Annotated in this window: 16 protein-coding genes; 6 read left to right on the forward strand and 10 right to left on the reverse strand. The window is 66.5% G+C overall.

Annotation, left to right across the window (positions count from 1 at the left end):
• Nucleotides 1-49 precede the first annotated feature (49 nt).
• From DKT77_RS04005 to DKT77_RS04025, 5 genes are all read right to left on the reverse strand, one after another.
• Nucleotides 50-1,156 carry an extracellular solute-binding protein gene (locus tag DKT77_RS04005; protein WP_109810444.1) on the reverse strand — a complete coding sequence of 369 codons (1,107 nt, stop codon included), beginning with the start codon at nt 1,154-1,156 and terminating at the stop codon, nt 50-52.
• Nucleotides 1,157-1,288: 132 nt separating this feature from the next.
• Nucleotides 1,289-2,389 carry an ABC transporter ATP-binding protein gene (locus DKT77_RS04010; RefSeq protein WP_109810445.1) on the reverse strand — a complete coding sequence of 367 codons (1,101 nt, stop codon included), beginning with the start codon at nt 2,387-2,389 and terminating at the stop codon, nt 1,289-1,291.
• Nucleotides 2,390-2,582: 193 nt separating this feature from the next.
• A complete protein-coding gene (locus DKT77_RS04015) occupies nt 2,583-3,803 on the reverse strand; it encodes a M24 family metallopeptidase (protein ID WP_109810446.1) in 1,221 nt (406 codons plus the stop codon).
• Between the two features lie 138 nt (nt 3,804-3,941).
• Complete coding sequence (gene ygfZ / locus DKT77_RS04020; protein WP_109810447.1) at nt 3,942-4,706, reverse strand: CAF17-like 4Fe-4S cluster assembly/insertion protein YgfZ; 765 nt, start codon at nt 4,704-4,706, stop codon at nt 3,942-3,944.
• Nucleotides 4,707-4,762: 56 nt separating this feature from the next.
• Nucleotides 4,763-5,455 (reverse strand): tyrosine-protein phosphatase, encoded by a 693-nt coding sequence (locus DKT77_RS04025; RefSeq protein WP_109810448.1) that lies wholly within the window; start codon nt 5,453-5,455, stop codon nt 4,763-4,765.
• Between the two features lie 121 nt (nt 5,456-5,576).
• Here DKT77_RS04025 and DKT77_RS04030 point away from each other — a divergent pair, with 121 nt between their 5' ends.
• Nucleotides 5,577-6,845, forward strand: coding sequence for a pyridoxal-phosphate-dependent aminotransferase family protein (locus DKT77_RS04030; RefSeq protein ID WP_109810449.1), 1,269 nt, complete (start codon nt 5,577-5,579; stop codon nt 6,843-6,845).
• Here DKT77_RS04030 and DKT77_RS04035 read toward each other — a convergent pair.
• The 3 genes from DKT77_RS04035 to DKT77_RS04045 form a co-directional block, all read right to left on the reverse strand.
• Nucleotides 6,823-7,038, reverse strand: a complete 216-nt coding sequence (locus tag DKT77_RS04035) for a hypothetical protein (protein WP_109810450.1) — start codon at nt 7,036-7,038, stop codon at nt 6,823-6,825. The genes DKT77_RS04030 and DKT77_RS04035 overlap by 23 nt on opposite strands.
• A gap of 62 nt (nt 7,039-7,100) precedes the next feature.
• On the reverse strand, nt 7,101-8,222 hold the full coding sequence (locus DKT77_RS04040; RefSeq protein WP_109810451.1) for a pyridoxal phosphate-dependent aminotransferase: 1,122 nt from the start codon (nt 8,220-8,222) through the stop codon (nt 7,101-7,103).
• 48 nt (nt 8,223-8,270) lie between these two features.
• Nucleotides 8,271-11,477, reverse strand: a complete 3,207-nt coding sequence (locus tag DKT77_RS04045) for a valine--tRNA ligase (protein ID WP_109810452.1) — start codon at nt 11,475-11,477, stop codon at nt 8,271-8,273.
• 155 nt (nt 11,478-11,632) lie between these two features.
• On the opposite strand from DKT77_RS04045, the gene DKT77_RS04050 reads away from it, so the two are divergent.
• Both DKT77_RS04050 and DKT77_RS04055 read left to right on the forward strand, forming a co-directional pair.
• Nucleotides 11,633-12,760, forward strand: a complete 1,128-nt coding sequence (locus tag DKT77_RS04050) for a DUF2235 domain-containing protein (RefSeq protein ID WP_109810453.1) — start codon at nt 11,633-11,635, stop codon at nt 12,758-12,760.
• Nucleotides 12,761-12,829: 69 nt separating this feature from the next.
• Nucleotides 12,830-13,648 carry a hypothetical protein gene (locus DKT77_RS04055; RefSeq protein WP_109810454.1) on the forward strand — a complete coding sequence of 273 codons (819 nt, stop codon included), beginning with the start codon at nt 12,830-12,832 and terminating at the stop codon, nt 13,646-13,648.
• Between the two features lie 91 nt (nt 13,649-13,739).
• Here the strand turns inward: DKT77_RS04055 and metF are convergent, their stop codons facing one another.
• On the reverse strand, nt 13,740-14,606 hold the full coding sequence (gene metF / locus DKT77_RS04060) for a methylenetetrahydrofolate reductase [NAD(P)H] (protein WP_109810455.1): 867 nt from the start codon (nt 14,604-14,606) through the stop codon (nt 13,740-13,742).
• Between the two features lie 92 nt (nt 14,607-14,698).
• Here metF and DKT77_RS04065 point away from each other — a divergent pair, with 92 nt between their 5' ends.
• Together DKT77_RS04065 and DKT77_RS04070 are read left to right on the forward strand one after the other, a co-directional pair.
• On the forward strand, nt 14,699-15,616 hold the full coding sequence (locus DKT77_RS04065) for a LysR family transcriptional regulator (RefSeq protein WP_109810456.1): 918 nt from the start codon (nt 14,699-14,701) through the stop codon (nt 15,614-15,616).
• 10 nt (nt 15,617-15,626) lie between these two features.
• Nucleotides 15,627-16,244, forward strand: a complete 618-nt coding sequence (locus DKT77_RS04070) for an FMN-binding negative transcriptional regulator (RefSeq protein WP_109810457.1) — start codon at nt 15,627-15,629, stop codon at nt 16,242-16,244.
• A 3-nt stretch (nt 16,245-16,247) separates the two neighbouring features.
• On the opposite strand, the gene wrbA is transcribed toward DKT77_RS04070, so the two are convergent.
• Nucleotides 16,248-16,865 carry an NAD(P)H:quinone oxidoreductase gene (wrbA, locus tag DKT77_RS04075; protein WP_109810535.1) on the reverse strand — a complete coding sequence of 206 codons (618 nt, stop codon included), beginning with the start codon at nt 16,863-16,865 and terminating at the stop codon, nt 16,248-16,250.
• Nucleotides 16,866-17,028: 163 nt separating this feature from the next.
• On the opposite strand from wrbA, the gene DKT77_RS04080 reads away from it, so the two are divergent.
• Nucleotides 17,029-17,850, forward strand: a complete 822-nt coding sequence (locus DKT77_RS04080; RefSeq protein WP_109810458.1) for an inositol monophosphatase family protein — start codon at nt 17,029-17,031, stop codon at nt 17,848-17,850.
• The last annotated feature ends 134 nt before the right edge of the window (nt 17,851-17,984 follow it).

Below are 17,984 nucleotides of genomic sequence, written 5' to 3' on the forward strand. Positions count from 1 at the left end.
CCAGCGGGACGGTGAAAAGGGGCCTTGGGGCCCCTTTTCGTGCGCGATGTTACTGAACCAGCCAGGACTGGAACTTCGCGTCAATGTCATCGCGGTAGTCTGCCCAGAACTCGTAGTTGTAGAGCAGGGTGTTCTTCGCGTTATCCGGATCGGTCGGCATGTGCGGCGCCATGGCGATCCCCAGATCGGCGTGCTCGCCGACCAGCGGCGCCGATGACTGGCGTGCCGGACCGTAAGAGATGTACTTGGCCTGATCCGCAAGGCGCTGGGTGTCAGTGGCGAAGAACAGGAAGTCCTTCACGCGGGCCAGTTCCTCGTCGCTCAGTCCTTCGGGGATGATCCACCCGTCCAGATCGAACACCTGCATGTCCCAGAGCATCCCGACCGGCTGGTTCTGTTCCACGATCACGCTGAACAGGCGGCCGTTGTAGGTGGACCCCATCACGACTTCGCCGTCCGCCAGAAGCTGCGGTGTGTCCGCACCGGCCGACCACCAGATCACGTCGTCCTTGATGGTGTCGAGCTTGGCCAGCGCTTGGTCCTGCCCTTCGGGCGTCGCCAGCACGTCGTAGATTTCATCCTTGGCCACGCCGTCGCAATACAGCGCCCATTCCATGTTGTTAATGGGGCGCTTTTCAAGTGCGCGCTTGCCCGGATAGGCTTCCAGGTCGAACACGGCGCAGACGTCGGTCGGCGGCGTGTCGCCCACCATGTCGGTACGATAGCCGAAGGTCGTGGAGTAGACGATCTGCGGAATGAAGCAGTCGGACACGATCAGGTCGCCGAAATCGTCCTCGGCAGAGGTGCCGTCGGGCGCCTCGGCCAGAAGATCGTCCGGGTCGTATTCCATCGCCAAGCCTTCGTCGCACAGGCGGATGGCGTCTGCGGCCACAACGTCCACGAGGTCCCAGGTGATGTTGCCGGCCTCGTTCATCGCGCGCAGCTTGGCCACCGCCTCGTTCGAGGATTCGTCCCAGGTCACCGTGACCTCGGGGTGCATTTCGACGTAGGGCTTGGAATAGGCCTCCTGCTGGCTGCGCTGGTAGGCGCCGCCCCAGGAGACGATCGTCATCTCATTGGACATTTCCTGCGCCACTGCCGGGCTGAACGCCACAGCGAGCGCCGTGCTTGCCAAGAAAGCGGAGGTGAGTTTCATATTTCAGTCTTCCCCTGTTTTCCCGTGTTTGTTTGGGACCGGCGTGTCGGGCCACGGGTCGAACCGGGTCCGCCGGAAGTCCGGGCGGATGCGCCTCAGGCGGTGCAACCGCGTCGGTCGTGTCTAGGGCGGTCAGGCGTCGAGCGCGCGACAGTCTTCGGGCAACCACCCGATCTCGATCTGCTGGCCCGGCTTGAGCCTGACCTGGTCCGGCGCGTTCCGGGTCTTGACGACGAAATCGTCATTGCCCGCCACGCGCAGCCGTGTCCTGAAGATATCGCCCATGTAGATGAATTCCAGAACTTCCGCCTTCAGCGTATGGGCGTCGGGGCTCAGGCGGTCCTTGTTGTACTCGACCCGTTCGGGGCGGATTGACACTTTCGTGCGCTCGCCCGGCTTGGAAACGTTCACCGGCTTGCAGTCGATGATGTCGCCGCTGTCGAGCTGCACATGGGCAAGACCGTCCGTGATGTTCTTGACCACGCCTTCCAGCGTGTTGTTTTCGCCGATGAACTGCGCAACGAAGCTGTTCTGTGGGCTTTCGTAAAGCTCGTCCGGCGGGGCAAGCTGCTGGATGCGGCCGTCGTCGAACACGGCGACACGGTCGGACATCGTCAACGCCTCGGTCTGGTCATGGGTCACGTAGACCACTGTGATGCCCAGTTCGTGGGCCAGGCGCGTGATCTCGAACTGCAGCGTTTCGCGCAACTGCTTGTCGAGCGCGCCGAGCGGTTCGTCCATCAGCACCAGTTCGGGTTCGAACACCAGCGCGCGCGCCAGCGCGATGCGCTGCTGCTGTCCGCCCGAAAGCTGCGCCGGGCGGCGGCCGCCGAAGGCTCCCATCTGCACCATGTCGAGCGCGCGCTTGATCTTCGCTTCGCGGTCCGACTTGCCGATCTTGCGCACTTCCAGCGGGAAGGACAGGTTTTCCGCAACCGTCATGTGCGGGAACAGGGCGTAGTTCTGGAAGACCATGCCGATGCCGCGCTTGTGCGGCGGGATGTTGTTGATCGGTTTTCCGTCCAACAGGATCTCGCCGTGGGTGGCCGTCTCGAACCCGGCGAGCATCATCAGGCAGGTCGTCTTGCCGGACCCGGACGGCCCGAGCATCGTCAGAAATTCGCCCTTAGGCATCGCGAGGTTCAGGTCTTTGACGACCAGGGTTTCACCATCATAGCTTTTTTGCACGCGCTCGAACGCCACGAACGCGTCTGTCGATTGGTCATAGGCCACGAAGGGCTCCCCGTTGCTGTGCGTTTATTGTTGGTCTTATGAAAACCCCTGCGTCCCGTGGGCGCAACCGGTTAGCGACCATTTTCAGCCAAAACCGCCCTAGGGGATGCAAATGAACGGTATTTGCGCAATGAACCCCGGATTTCGCCAGTCGTGGAACACCGTTAAAGGCGAATCCGGGGCCGAATCGTCGTCAGACCGCAACGATGTTGTGCGACGGGCCGTAGGGGAAGCCGGTGATGTTCTCGGCCCCGTCTTCAGTGACGATCAGGATGTCATGTTCGCGGTAACCGCCCGCGCCGGGCGTTCCCTCGGGAACCCACAGCATCGGTTCCATCGACACGACCATGCCCGGCTCCAGCGCGGTGTCGATATCCTCGCGAAGTTCCAGCCCTGCCTCACGGCCGTAATAGTGCGACAGCACCCCGAACGAATGGCCGTATCCGAAGGACCGGTACTGCAGAAGCCCCATGTCGGTCAGCGCGGCGTTCAGCTCCGCGCAGATGCCCGCGCAGGTCATGCCGGGGCGGATCAGAGACAGGCCCAATTCGTGGATGGCGACATTCGCCTCCCAGACCTTGCACGAGGCAGCGTCTGGTTCGCCCAGGAACAACGTGCGTTCCAGTGCCGTGTAATAGCCCGAGATCATCGGGAAGGTGTTCAGGCTCAGGATGTCGCCGCCTTGCAGCGCGCGGGTCGTCACCGGGTTGTGTGCGCCATCGGTGTTCAGTCCAGACTGGAACCAGACCCAGCTGTCGCGCAGTTCGCTGTCGGGATGGGCGCGCGCGATTTCGGCCTCCATCGCGTCGCGACCGGCCATCGCCACGTCGATCTCGCGGGTGCCTTCGCGGATCGCCTCGCGCACTGCGGCGCCGCCGAGGTCGGCAATGCGCGCGCCCTCGCGGATCAGCGCGATTTCCACGTTCGACTTGCGCATCCGGATCGCCATCGTCGCATCGGCGATATCCACGGTTTCGGGAGCGCCAAGGAAATCTGCCAGTTTGCCGGCTTGCAGCAGCGTCAGGTGATCGCCTTCGATCCCGATTCGCCGCACCCCGCCCGAAAGGTCACGGACAGCGCGCCAGTAGTTGTCGCGCGCCCAGTCAGTGTAGATCACGTTGTCGCCCACCGATCGGCGCCACGGCTGGCCCGCGTCGATATTCGCGCTGACCGTGGTGCAGGCGTCCTGCGTGACGACACAGCCATAGGGCCGACCGAAGCTGCAATAGAGGAACCCGCTGAAATACGCGATGTTGTGCATGGAGGTGAGCAGGACAACGGGAATGTCCCGTGCAGCCATCGCGGCGCGCAGGGCGGCAAGGCGGCGGTCGTATTCCGTGCGGGGGAACGGAAGCGGGCCCTTCTCGCCGTTGTGGCAGGTGAAGGTCGCGGGGCGGATAAGGGTGTTTGTCATGGCGATTGTCCCGAAACAGGCCGGGCTGCGACGCCCGGACAGGGCGTCCCGGCGTGCAGGACTACGGAAGCCGCGCGGTGCGCGGAACCACGACGCCATCGTGGCTGACAGCAGCGTTAGAACCGGCCCGCGCGCCGGTCAAGCGCCTTGCGCGGGCTCTGGCAGCCGGACGCGTGCATCGCCCGCTTCAAGGTCGCCTTGTGCCCGATCGAAGCGCAGATAGGCGATGCCGGCCCCGCCCGATTGGGTATAGAGCGTCCCGGCCGGCTTTCCTTCCGAGGTGATCGCCGTGCCCACCGGCGCGCTGCCGTCCACCGCCACACGCGCGAGCCCTTTGCGCAATTCCGTCTTGTGCTTCATCCTCGCGGTGACTTCCTGCCCGACATAGCAGCCCTTGCGGAAATCGACGCCGTTCAGCCGTTCGAACCCGGCCTCCAGAATGAAGGTCGCGTCCGGCAGCAGCTCGATCCCGGTTTCCGGGATCATGTGCAGCACGCGCAGCGCGTCCCAGTCCGCGGGAGCGATGTCGCCGGTCTGCATGGAACCATAGGCGCGCCAGCCAAGCGCCTGGTGCCGTGGATCGGCGAACGCGCCGTCGGGCGCGTCGCCCGTCCCGCGCGAAACCTTCAGATCGGTCTGCGCGATCGTCACATCGGCGCGCAGCTTGTACATCGACAGGCGCTTGAACAGCCCCGCTGCGAGCGGTTCGGCCACGTCCAGCAGGATCGCGTCCGCGCCATCGGGCACCAGAAAGAAATCGGCCAGCAGCTTGCCCTGCGGGGTCAGCATCGCGGCATAGACCGCGCCTTCGTTCAGGCGGCGCACGTCGTTGGTGACAAGGCCCTGCAGGAACTGTATCCGGTCGGGCCCGGCAATGCGGAAGATGCGGCGGGATCGGGTCATCGCGGGTCCTTTTCCTTTCGGGTCGATATAGGCACGCGGACGGTGCCGCGACAGGGTCAGGCGCGCTTCGCGTCCCAGCTTTCCGTCAGCGCCACGTGGTCGTACCGCGTTTCCAGCCAGGTTTCGAAGGACATCGGCTGCGTTTCCGTTTCCGCTTCGTAGACGTCGAAGACATGATCCAGCACGCCCGTGTCGGTGGAGGCGAGATGCATGTATTTCCAATGAAGTTGCCGACGCGCCAGTGCCACCGGCACGCCTTCGATCACCGCAAGATACAGCGCCGATGCGAAGCCGGCCCGATCCGCCCCCGACTTGCAATGCAGCACGAACGGCTTTTCCACCGTCCGCATCAGCGCGATCAGTTCGAGGATGTTTTCGCGGGGGACCAGCTTGCGCGCGCTCAGCGTGATGTTGTGCAGATGCAGGCCCAGCCGTGCACATGCCTCCTGTTCGAACAGATAGGGGCTTTGCTGCACCGCGCCGCGCAGGTTGATGACGCTGCGGATCCCCATGCGGTGATAACGTTTCAGCCTGCGTGGCGACGGCTGGTTCGACCGCCACACTCCCGGCGCGATCTCGAACAGGTTCCACCACACGATCCGCAGGAATGCGTGGTCCAGCAACTGGAAATGCCACCACGCCCGGCGCCGCGCGCGCGCGCCGTCGATGCTGCGGCCATAGCGGTCGCGCAAGGCGTGTTCGAGGGCGCGGAAACGGGACTTGAGCGACAAGGCGGCAGACCATTGCAAGGGCAGGGTCCGGGGGATGTAACCTTCCCGCCCGCTGCGATCAATCTGTGGCGGCCACGTTGACCGCCGCGCGTGGCTGATCTACCTCGCTCCGGTCAGCCGAATTCCCAGAGGTTCCCCGATGTCGCTTGCAAACGGACGTCCCTATCTTGCCATTCCCGGCCCGTCGGTGATGCCCGACCGCGTGCTGCAGGCGATGCACCGGCCAGCGCCCAACATCTATGAAGGCGCTCTGCCCGAAATGGTCGATACGATCTTCCCCGACCTGAAGGCGGTGGCGCGCACCCGCGGCGAGGTGGCGATCTATATCGCCAACGGTCACGGCGCATGGGAGGCGGCGCTGTCCAACGTGCTGTCGCGCGGCGACCGGGTGCTGGTGCTGTCCACCGGGCATTTCGCAAAGGGCTGGGGTGCGATCGCGGAACGGTTCGGCGCCGTGGTCGAGGTTCTGGATTTCGGCCCCCGCAGCGGCGTGGACGCGTCTGCGGTGGAAGAACGCCTGCGCGCCGATACAGGTCACGCGATCCGTGCGGTGTTGTGTGTGCAGGTGGACACCGCCAGCAGCGTGCGAAACAACGTTCCCGCAATCCGAGACGCGATGGACGCGGCCGGGCATCCGGCGCTGTTGCTGCTGGACTGCATCGCCTGCCTCGCCTGCGACGACCTGCGGATGGACGACTGGGGCGTGGACGTGGTCGTGACCGGCAGCCAGAAGGGGCTGATGACCCCGCCGGGGCTGGGTTTCGTGTTCTTCAACGAAAAGGCGGCCGAGGCCCGTGCCCGCGCCGATTGCGTGACGTCCTACTGGGACTGGGTGCCGCGCACGCGGGCCGACATATTCTACCAGTATTTCTTCGGGACGGCGCCGACTCATCACCTTTTCGCGCTGCGCGAGGCGCTGGACATGCTGGTCCGCGAAGAGGGGCTTGATGCCGCGCTGGCGCGCCATGCGGTTCTGGCTCGTGCGGTCTGGGCCGCGTTCGATGCCTGGGATACGCCGGGCGGAGTGTCGCTGAACATCGCCGATCCGGCCAGCCGCAGCCACGCCGTGACCGCGCTGCGCTGCACCGCGCCGCATGGGGCGCAACTGCGTTCGTGGATGGAACACGAGGCCGGGGTAACGCTGGGCATCGGGCTGGGTATGGCCGCGCCTGGAACGCCCGAAGCCGCAGGGTTCTTCCGCATCGGTCACATGGGCCATGTGAACCCTCATATGGTGCTGGGCGTTCTGGCCTCGCTTCAGGCGGGGATGGCCGCGCTGGACGTGCCACATGCGCCGGGCGGGGTGGACGCAGCGACACGGGTGATCGCGCAGGCCGCGCGTCCGGCTGGCAGCGTGGCCGCCGGGACCACGCCGGCCGGGCGGGTCAGCGTCTGCTGCGGCGACTGAGCCTGCTGATCGCCCGGTCGAGCGCCCAAGCAGCGGCCAGCGGCGCAAGCAGGCCCCAGATCGCCCAGAGTGTCCCGAGCAGGCAGAACAGCAGCGCACCGGCGGTCACGAGGAAGGCGTTGGTATAGTTCTCAACCGGACGGCCGTGTCCCGGCAGGGGGGACCGGCTGTCCGACGGCTCGAATCGCGGCATGGGCAGACTCCGTGGACAGACTGCTTGGCTTTGCGCCATTGGGCCGCCAGGCTGCGCTTGCGTCAAGTCACATCCGTGTTGCGCAATTCTGCCAGCGTATCCTGAAGTGCGGCGGCGAAAAGGGCGTTCTCCTCGGTCCCGCCACAACTGACGCGGATGCAGCGGTCCAACGGAGGAACCGAGGGCATCCGCGCGAAGATCCCGCGCGCCAGCAGTCCGGCCAGGACCGCGCGGGCGAAAGTGCCGTCACCGCCGCAATCCATCGTCACGAAATTGGTCGCGGAGGGCAGCGGCGTCAGCCCGTTTTTCCTTGCGATGTCAGACAGTTCGGCGCGCGAAGCAGTGACATGCGCCTTGACCTGATGCAGCCACTCCACATCCTGCAGCGCTGCAAGCGCGGCTGTCTGTGCCAGCCGTCCAACCCCGAAATGGTCGCGGATGCGGTCGAACATGCGGATCGTCGCTGGCGCGCCGATGGCATAGCCGATGCGAAGTCCCGCCAGCCCGTGCGCCTTGGAAAAAGTGCGCAGCCGCAGGACGCGCGGATCGGCCACGTCGAACAGCGGCGCGGCCCCCGCCGGAGCAAGGTCGATATAGGCCTCGTCCAGCGCGAGCATGCAGTCCTCGGGTAGGGCCGAGATCATCTGCTGCATGACGGCGGCGCTGTGCCAACTGCCCATCGGGTTGTCGGGATTGGCGATATAAACGAGTTTCGCCCCGGTCTCGCGGGCGGCGGCGACAAGCGCGTCCGGGTTCTCGGCGTCGCCCGCATAGGGCACGGTCCGCAGCGCGCCGCCATTCGCGGCGACGTGGTATGCGAAGGTCGGATAAGCCCCGGCCGAAGTGACGATCGGATCGCCGGGTGCCACCAGCAGCCGCACCAGCGTGCCCAGCAGGCCGTCGATGCCCGCGCCAAGCACGATGTTCTCGGCCATGAGGGTATGGTGCCGGGCCAGCGCGGTGCGCAGGTCGTGACCTTCCGGGTCGCCGTACATCCAGGCCTCGGGTCCGGCAGCCGCGATTGCCTCGATCACGCGGGGGGAGGGGCCGAAGACGCTTTCATTGGCCCCCAGCCGCGCCGCGAAGGCCCGCCCGGAGGCGCGTTCCAGCGTTTCGGGGCCGGTGAAGGGCACGGTGGCGGGCAGCGCGGCGATCGTGGCAGTGTAACGAGGAGCACGGGTCATTCCCCTTGCCTAACGTGGAAAACGCTTTTCAGGCAAGGGGTTTGACGGTCACGCCAACGCGGCCAGCCGTTCGAGCGCAGCGCGCAGCTTGGCGTCCTCGTCTTCCTTCTGGGCCAGCAGGTCACGGGTCTCCTCGATCACGTCATCGGGGGCCGAGGCGACGAACTTGGGGTTGTTCAGACGGCCGCGCAGCCCGCCCATGTCCTTGGCCAGCTTGCCCAGCGTCTTTTCCAGCCGGGCCTGTTCCTCGGCCACGTCGATCACGTCGGCGAGCGGCAGCGCGAAGGTCCCGCCCTCCACCGGGATTGTCACGGCGCCCTTGGGTAACTCGCTGACCTTGCTGACGCTTTCGATGCGGGCAAGGCGCTGGATCAGCGTGACGTTGCGGTCCCAGGCGGCCTGCCCGGCGGCGTCGAGGCCCAGTTGCAGCAGCGGCAGCTTGGCCCCCGCGGGCACGTGCATCTGGGCACGGAGCGAGCGGATATCCTCGATCAGGCCGATCACCCAACCCATCTCGGCATCCGCCTTTTCATCAGCCATATCAGCGGCTTGATAGGTCGGCCAATCGCCATGCACCAGCATCTTGTCGCGCTTCGCGGTCAGGCCCCACAGCTCTTCGGTGATGAAGGGCATGAACGGATGCGCCAGGATCAGGCACTGGTCCAGCACCCAGGCCATGGTGCGGCGAGTTTCTTCAACGATTGCAGCATCTTCACTGGCAAAAAGCGGTTTGGCGAACTCGACATACCAGTCGCAGACCTTGCCCCAGACATGCGAATAAAGCACCGCCGAGGCATCGTTGAACCGGAATGCGGCAAGCGCCGTGTCGATCTCGGCCCGGGCGCGGGCGGTCTCGCCGATGATCCATCTGTTGGCCGTCTGGGTGGTGTCGGAGTCGCATATGACTCGCATATGACTCCCATATGACTCGACATCGCCGTCGAACACGCCGTTCATCTCGGCGAAGCGGACGGCGTTCCACAGCTTGGTGCCGAAGTTGCGGTAGCCCGCGATCCGGTCCTTGCTGAGTTTCAGGTCGCGCCCCATCGCCGCCATCGACGAGAGCGTGAAGCGCACCGCATCGCAGCCGTATTCGTCGATCAGGTCCAGCGGGTCGAGCACGTTGCCCAAGCTCTTGGACATCTTCTTGCCCTTCTCGTCACGCACCAGCGCGTGCACATAGACGGTGGAGAAGGGTTTCTGCCCGACGACGGCGTATTGCATCATCATCATCCGGGCAACCCAGAAGAAGATGATGTCGAAGCCGGTCACGAGGACGGACGTCGGAAAGTAGCGTTGCAGTTCCGGGGTCTCATCCGGCCAGCCCAGCGTGCCGATGGGCCACAGCCCGGAGGAGAACCACGTGTCGAGCACGTCGGGATCGCGCCAGACCGGGTAGACCAGATGCGTCGGGTCCTGGCTGATGTTGTAGTCGGCCATCGCGGCGGCCAACGCCTCGATCGCGGCGTGCTTGTCCGCGACCTCGACGATCCGCGCGGCATGGAGCGGCGCGGGCAGGGCGGCAAGGTCCTTGCGGAACTTTTCGCCCACGCGATCGAGATCGAAGGCGCAATGGTGCGTCGGTTCGGCGTGGTTGAATGCGCCGTCGCCCAGCAGGCGGAAAATCTCCACCTCGTCGAGCGCGTTGTCGCCTTCATCGTCACGGAAGCCCGTCGGCCAGATGTCGAGCCCGTACCACACCGGGATCTGGTGGCCCCACCAGAGTTGGCGCGAGATGCACCACGGTTCGATGTTCTCGAGCCAATGGAAATAGACCCGCGCATCACGTTCCGGCAGGATTTCAACATCACCGTCGCGCACGGCGTCTATGGCGGGGCCGACGACCTTCTCGGCATCGACGAACCACTGGTCGGTCAGCATCGGTTCGATCACGACCTTGGAGCGGTCGCCGAAAGGCTGCATGATCGGCTTGGATTCCACCAGCGGGACAAGCGTGTTGTCCTGTTCCTCGCCGCCCTCCTCGGGCGCGGCCGGGGCCTTCGTGGCCGCCTTGCCAAGGCGCGGGTCGGTCGGCGGCACCATCACGGCGAGCCCTTCGGCGGTGATTTCCGCCACGACTTTCTCGCGCGCCTCGAACCGGTCGAGCCCGCGCAGATGGTCGGGGACAAGGTTGATCGCGTCCACCTCGGTCTCCGTCGCCGTTTCGCCGGCGGCGAGGCGCTGCGCGATCGCGGCGCAATCGGCATATGGCGCGCCGTCGTCACGCATCCGGCCCTTCGTGTCCATCAGGCGGTACATCGGGATGCCGCCGCGTTTGGCCACAGCGTAGTCGTTGAAATCATGCGCGCCGGTGATCTTCACCGCGCCCGACCCGAAGGCGGGATCGGGGTATTCGTCGGTGATGATAGGGATCAGGCGGCGGTGTTCCTTCGGCCCGACCGGGATCTCGCACATCTTGCCGACGATGGGAGCATATCGTTCGTCCGACGGATGCACCGCCACCGCGCCGTCGCCCAGCATCGTTTCGGGCCGCGTCGTCGCGATCGAGATGTAGTCCCGCGTCTCGCGCAGAGTGATGGTCCCGTCCTCGTCCTTCTCGACGTATTCATAGGTCTCGCCGCCCGCCAGCGGGTACTTGAAGTGCCACATGTGGCCCGGCATCTCGACATTCTCGACCTCGAGGTCGGAGATCGCGGTTTCGAAATGCGGGTCCCAGTTCACCAGCCGCTTGCCGCGGTAGATCAGCCCCTTCTCGTACATGTCCACGAACACGCGGATCACCGCGTCGTGGAAGTTCGGCCCGCTGCCAGGTTCCGGGTCGCCCGGCGCGCCGCCCATCGTGAACGCCTCGCGCGACCAGTCGCAGGACGCGCCCAGCCGCTTGAGCTGTCCTATGATCGTGCCGCGCGAATTTTGTTTCTGTTGCCAGACCCGGTCCAGGAACGCCTCGCGGCCCATTTCGCGGCGGGTTGGTTCGCCTTTTGCCGCCATGTCGCGTTCGGTCACCATCTGCGTGGCGATGCCGGCGTGGTCCGTGCCCGGCTGCCACAGGGTGTCGTGTCCCCGCATCCGGTGCCAGCGCACGAGGATGTCCTGAAGCGTGTTGTTGAAGGCGTGCCCCATGTGCAGCGAGCCGGTCACGTTGGGCGGCGGGATCACGATGGAGAACGCCTCGGTCTTGCCGTCGGGCCCCGGTTTCGCGTTGGCGCCGGCCTTGAAGCAGCCCGCGTCTTCCCAGGCGGCATAGAGCCGTGCTTCGGCCTCGGCCGCGTTGAAGGTCTTGTCCATGGCCATGTGCGTGTCCCCGGTGCGTCAACGTGATTGCGCGGGACATAGCGAAGGACGCGGGCAAGGCCAAGGGCGCGCTTGGTGGCACGCGCGGGGCTGTGAGGAAACGTGGATCGGTCGTTAAGCGAATCGCGGCTAGTCTGGGAACGGGAGGGGCGGCGATGGCGATGAGCGCTGGGCGGTACGGTGAGAGGAACGTGGACGGTGGCGGGACGACCGCCGCGGCTGATGTGCGTGACCTTGTCGTGATCCTCGACGGGACGCTGGGCCGCCGGGCGCCGGGCCGGATGACCCATGCCGGGCGGATCGCGCGGCTGCTTGAGGATGGCGGCCTGCGGCGGGCCGAGGTGTTCTATGAAGAGGGCGGCCAGTGGCAGGGCTGGCGCGACATGGGCCCGGTCATGACCGGGCGCGGGATCAACCGGCAGATCCGCCGCGCCTATGGCTTTCTCGCGGCCCGCTACCGGCCCGGCGACCGGGTGTTCCTGCTGGGCTATTCGCGCGGGGCCTACGCGGTGCGCAGCCTTGCGGGGCTGATCGACCGGATAGGCCTGCTGCGCCCGCGCTGCGCGACGGTTCCGATGATCGAGCAGCTTTACAGGCTTTACATGCTGGACCCGCACGGGCCCCATGCGCGGGCCTTCGCGCGGCGCTTCTGCGTGCCCGAGGCCGAGATCGCCGCTGTGGGTGTCTTCGACACGGTGAAAGCGCTGGGCGTGCGGCTTCCGGTCCTGGCGGGGATCACCGAAAAGGCCCATGCCTTCCATTCGCATCACCTGGGCGCGCGGGTGCGGCACGGCTTTCACGCGCTGGCGCTGGACGAGACGCGTGTCGCCTTTGCCCCGGTGATGTGGGCGTGCCCGCCGGGCTGGCCGGGGCACGTGGAACAGGTGTGGTTCCGCGGCACCCATGCCGATGTGGGCGGCCAGCTGGGCGGCCGGGAAACGGCGCGCCCGCTGGCGAACATCCCGTTGGTCTGGATGCTGTGTCGGCTGGAAGGCTGTGGGCTGCCGCTTGCGCCGGGCTGGCGGACCGGGCTGCCCTGCGATGCGTCAGCGCCAAGTTCGGGCGCGTGGCGCGGCTGGGGCAAGCTGTTCGCGCTGCGGCGGCGGCGCGCGGTCGGGCTGGACCCGTCCGAGCGGCTCCATGCCAGTGCGCAGGGACATCGCCGTGCCGGGCGGCAGGGCCTGCCGGTGACCGGCGCTGCACCCGGCGGGCTCGCGCCCGATTTCGCGCCCGGCCTGCCTGATCTGCCCGGCCCGTCAGCCCCACGCCTGCCACAGGGTTAACCAAAGGTTAACTTGCGGAGGCTTCCGTGCTAGCATGCGAGCGTATGTCATTCACAAGGGGGACGCCGCATGGCACGGGCGGACGAGACATCTGGTACACGTGGGCGCATCGGCGCGGCGGCAGCGGGACTGGCGCTGCTGCTGGCAGCGGGCGCGGCGCAGGCCGGGGTGGTCGAACTGATCACGAACGGCGATTTCGAGACCGGTGATTTCACCGGCTGGAGCACGGCGAAGACGCCCGGATCGGCCGGCGATTTCCTGATCGTGCCAATCTCGCCCACGGGCACGCCGTCACCGGTAAATGCGTTTCCGGTGCCGGGGAATCCCGCGGGCGGCAGTTTCGCCGCCATGAGCGAGCAGACCGGCCCGAACGCGGTCGCGCTGACTCAGGTCTTCACGGTGCCGCTCGCAACGGTGAAGCTGGAACTGTCCTTCTCGAACTTCATCGACGATTATTCCGGCGCGTCGCCTGTGGGCCCGGCCTTTCCGGGCATCCCGGGCCAGTTGGGGCCGGGACTGGACGAAACGCCGACTTCGTCGACGCAGTTCGTGCTGTTCGACATCCTGACAGCCGGGGCCGACGCGCTGATGCCGCTGCCCGGCGACGTGGTGACGAGCATAACGAACCCGTTCCCGGCACCGGCCTTCGCGGCAGGGTCCAACCCCTGGCTGCCGAGCGGCGTTTTCGATCTGACCGGCGCGTTGGCCCCCGGCGGCACCTACCAGTTGCGCTTCGGCGAGGTGGACAATTCCGGCAACCTTCTGGCCGGGCTCGACAACGTGTCGCTTGTCGCCACGACCGCGCCCGTGCCCCTGCCGCCCGCGCTGCCGCTGCTGGCGGCGGGCGTGGTCGGGCTGGGCCTGTTGCGGCGCCATCGTCGCGGCTGATCCCGCCCGACACCGCAGCCACGAAAAACGCGCGCCCGGTGAGGGGCGCGCGTTTCTTGGTTCAAGGCCGTTGCGCCGCCGGCGGCGTCGCTCAGGCCACATTCTCCAGCGTCGCGGTCTGCGTCACACCGAGCGCGTGGCAGATGTCGCGCGTCAGGTGCGGCTTGTTGAGCGTGTAGAAATGCAGGTCTTCGACACCGCCTTCCATCAACTCGCTGCACAGTTCGGTGCACATGGCGATGGATAGATCAGCTTCGCGGCCGTCGCGGATCGCCTTGTCATAGGCTTCGTCCACCTCGGGGGGGATCACGGTGCCGCAGGCGACGGCGAACTTGCGCACGCCCTTCCAGTTGTCGATCGGCACGATGCCGGGAATGATCGGCGCGGTGATGCCCGCCGCCGCGCAGCGGTCGCGAAAGCGGAAGAACGTCTCGGCACCGAAGAAGAACTGGGTGATCGCGGAATGTGCGCCCGCGTCCAGCTTGCGCTTCAGGTAGTCCACGTCGGCGGTATCGGACGCGGCCTCGGGATGGCGGTCGGGATAGGCGCCGACGCGCAGCTTGAACTTGCCGGTGGCGGCCAGCGCCTCGATCAGTTCGATGGAGTTGTTGAACCCCTCGGGATGCGGCGTGAACTTGCCCGCGCCCTTGGGCGGGTCGCCGCGAAGTGCCACGATCTCGGTCACGCCCGCGTTCGAATATGATTCGGCGATTTCCAAAGTCTCGGCGCGGCTGGCATCGACGCAGGTCAGGTGCGCGGCCACGTTCAGACCGTAATTCTTGTGGATCGCTTCCACCGCCTCGTGGGTCAGCTTGCGTGTCGTGCCGCCCGCGCCATAGGTCACCGACACGAAGCCGGGGTTCAGAGGGGCCAGCATCCGCACGGTTTCGGACAGCTTGAACGACGCGTCGAGCGATTTCGGCGGGAAGAATTCGAACGAGATGCGGGGAGCGGTCATGGATTTTTCCTTTTGAATTGCGCAAGACATGCCATGAAACGAACTGTGAGCAAAATTCATAATCCTCAAGAAGATGATGAAGGATTCGCGGTATGTACCTTGAGCTGAAACACCTGCGGGCGGTGCGGGCGATCCACGAGGCGGGCGGACTGGCCCGTGCGGCGGAGCGGCTGAACCTCACGCAGTCGGCCTTGTCCCACCAGATCAAGGCCTTGGAGGAGATGGCCGGCGTCGAGTTGTTCCTGCGTCGGGCCAAGCCGATGCGGCTGTCACCGTCTGGGCAGAAACTGCTGCGCCTGGCGGAGCGCGTGCTGCCCGAGGTCGAGGCGGTGGAGGACGATCTGCGCGGGGACGAGGCCGGGCGCTCGGGGAGGCTGCACATCGCCATTGAATGTCACGCCTGCTTCGACTGGCTGCTTCCGGTGCTCGAATCGTTCCGCAAGACCTGGCCAGACATCGACGTGGACATCCGGCCGGGCCTGAGTTTCGGCGCGCTTCCCGCGCTGGCGCGCGAGGACGTGGATCTTGTCGTGTCTTCGGACCCGGAGGATCTGGACGGGATCGTCTTCTCGCCCCTGTTCGACTACGACGCGGTGTTCGTGGCGGCCAAGGCGCATCCGCTGGCCGACCGCCCCTTCGTCGTGGCCGAGGATTTCCGCAACGAGACGCTGATCACCTATCCGGTGGACCGCGAGCGGCTGGACGTGTTCAGCCAGCTTCTGATGCCCGCCGGGGTCGCGCCCCGGTCGGTACGGCAGGTGGAACTGACCGCGGTGATCCTGATGCTGGTCGCGTCGAACCGCGGTGTGGCGGTGCTGCCGGACTGGGTGGTTCGGTCGGTGCGCACCAATCCCGACTATGTCACGCTGCCGCTGACCGAGGCGGGTGTCACGCGCCGCCTGTTCGCTGCGACGCGCGCGGCGGACGTGGCCAAGCCCTATGTCGCGCAATTCCTGAAGCTTGCGCGCAGCGAGCCGGTCAAGCTGCAGCGCGCCGCATCGGCAGGATAAGGGGGCCGCGATGTATGTTCCGGACCATTTCGCCGAAACCGATCCCGCCGCGATCGCCGGGATCATGGAGGGCGCGCCGCTGGCCTGCGTGGTCGGGCACACGCCGGACGGGCTGATCGCGAACCATTTGCCGCTGCTTGCGGCACCGGACGGCACGCTGATCGGCCACGTCGCGCTGGCCAACGACATGCATCGGCGACTGTCCGACGGGCAGCAGGTTCTGGCGATTTTCCGGGGCGACGACGCGTATGTTTCGCCGAATTGGTATCCGGGCAAGCAGGTCACGCACCGCGCGGTGCCGACCTGGAACTACGAGGTGGTGCATGTGCATGGCACGATCACGTTCGAGCACGATGTGGCGCGCAAGCGCGCGGCGGTGGGGTTGCTCACGCGGCTGCACGAGCGGCGGGTTAACGGGGCGGCGGCGTGGCGCATGAGGGATGCGCCCGCCGACTACATGGACGGGATGCTGGCCGCCATAGTCGCCTTCCGGGTGACCGCGGAACGTGTGCTTGCCAAGTCGAAGCTGAGTCAGAACCGCGATGCGGCGGATCACGCCGGTGCCATGGACGGGCTGCGCACCACCGGCCATGCGCGTATGGCGGACCGGATGGCGCGCAGGCCCTGAGCGTCAGGCGGCTTCGCGCGTGGCGTCTGAGGTCACGAGCTTCGCCGTGACCTCCACCAGGCGGCGGGCTTGGTGTGCGACGGCGGCGCGGCCCGCGTCGTCGAACGCGCCCGCCGTGGTCGAGAAGCCGTAGGGGTTGCCCCCCGCCTTGGCGACGGCTTCGTCGGTGAAGCCCGGCGTGATGATGTAGGCGCCCCAATGCATGAACGTGGTGTAGAGCCCAAGCAGCGTGCTTTCCTGCCCGGCATGGGCATTGTTGGCGCTGGTCGCCGCGGTGACCGTCTTGTTCGCCAGCTTGCCTTGGAACCACAGCCCGCCCAGGGTGTCGATGAAGGCGCGCACCTGGCTGGGCATGTTGCCGAAGCGGGTCGGCGCGATGAAGAAATAGCCGTCCGCCCAGGCCATGTCGTCGGCGGTCGCTTCGGGGATGTGGGCCGTCTTCTCGACCTGGGCCTTCCAAGCGTCCTGCGTGTCGATGACCGATTGCGGCGCGGTTTCGGGGATCCGGCGCAAGCGGATCTCGGCGCCGGCGGCGCGGGCGGCTTCGGCGGCGGCTTCGGCCACGGCATGGTTGGTGCCGTAGGTCGAATAGTAGGCGATGGTGATCTTCGGCGCGGTCATGGCGGCCTCCTTCTTCCGGTCTGGTGTTTTCATCTGGAGTTCACATAAGCGCGGCGCGCGCCGCTGTCCTGTGCGCCCGCGCAAGGGGGCTGTGCGTGGCGGCGCGCCCTTGGCAAGCGGGGCGGCGGCGCGTATACGCGCGCCCTGAACAAGGAGCATTCCAATGCAGGGCAGCGCCAACCTGAACATCATGATCAAGGCCGCACGCAAGGCGGGCCGGTCGCTGGTGAAGGACTTCCGCGAGGTGGAGAACCTTCAGGCCACGATGAAGGGGCCGGGCGACTTCGTGTCGAAGGCGGACCTTGCGGCCGAGGCGATCCTGAAGGAAGAGCTGATGACCGCGCGCCCCAGCTATGGCTGGCTGGCCGAGGAAGGCGGCGGCGAGGACGGCGAGGACCCGACCCGGCGCTGGATCGTCGATCCGCTGGATGGCACGACCAACTTCCTGCACGGCATGCCGCACTGGGCGGTGTCCATCGCACTGGAACACAAGGGCGAGGTCGTCGCCGGCGTGGTGTTCGACCCGGCCAAGGACGAGATGTTCTATGCCGAGAAGGGCAAGGGCGCCTGGATGAACAACAGCCAGCGCCTGCGCGTGTCGTCCCGGTCGCGGATGATCGAGGCGGTGTTCGCCACCGGTGTGCCGTTCGGCGGCGGGGCCTTCCTGCCCACGGTGCTGCAGGACCTTGGGCGGCTGATGCCGCAATGCGCGGGCGTGCGCCGCTGGGGTGTGGTGTCACTGGACCTGTCCTATGTGGCGGCCGGGCGCTTCGATGGCTACTGGGAACGCGGCATTCAACCCTGGGACATGGCCGCGGGCCTCGTGATCGTGCGCGAGGCGGGCGGGTTCATCCTGCCGCTGCACGAGGGGCGCGGTATCTTCGAGGGGCGCGGCGTGATCGCCACCAACGACCCCTTGTCGCGGCCCTTCGTGGACACGATCCGCAACGTGGACAGCACCGCGCCCAAGACCTTCCCGGTCTGACCGCCGCGGCGGGTCCGTGCCTGCGGGCCTGGTCGCGTCCAGGCACGTCTTGCATCGCCCAATTTCCGAACAGACCAGCGCCCGACCCGGCGTCGGCGCGCCCTTACGATAGGGCAGCCGGGGCATCCGTATGC

The organism is Meridianimarinicoccus roseus (genome assembly GCF_003172915.1).
GTDB classification, from domain to species: Bacteria; Pseudomonadota; Alphaproteobacteria; order Rhodobacterales; family Rhodobacteraceae; genus Meridianimarinicoccus; species Meridianimarinicoccus roseus.